Source organism: Xenorhabdus sp. PB62.4 (genome assembly GCF_014467285.1).
Lineage (GTDB): Bacteria > Pseudomonadota > Gammaproteobacteria > Enterobacterales > Enterobacteriaceae > Xenorhabdus.
Genome location: NZ_NKHR01000131.1, coordinates 1 through 314 on the forward strand (window position 1 = coordinate 1; position 314 = coordinate 314).

Consider the following 314-nt stretch of genomic DNA (forward strand, 5'->3'; position numbering starts at 1 on the left):
GTGTAAAACCATAATCCTCCCATACCCTTTTCAATAAATCTTCCCGATGAAGAGTTTCATTGCTGTTAGTGACCATTTCAAGCAGCAGTCGCGCCGCTTGGTTTGATAGTGTGATTTCATGATTGCTGTCGTTGAGTAATGACAGTTGCTTGTCTGCAGGTGAGTATATGATGGTAAAGTTTATAACGTATTTCAATGACTTAATTCCAAACAGATTAAGATTTTTCTTAAAAAAATAGATCTATAGATTTTCCATTTGCTCGTCAATGGTTTTATTTAAAAGGAGTGAATGATCTATCCTCTGTTTTTAAAGA

At 34.7% G+C, this 314-nt stretch carries 1 protein-coding gene; it reads right to left on the minus strand.

Translation table 11 applies throughout. The features are described 5' to 3' along the window. On the minus strand, positions 1-196 hold a 196-nt coding region (locus Xenpb_RS19785; RefSeq protein WP_368666847.1), incomplete at its 3' end, for a transcriptional regulator. Positions 197-314 lie beyond the last annotated feature (118 nt).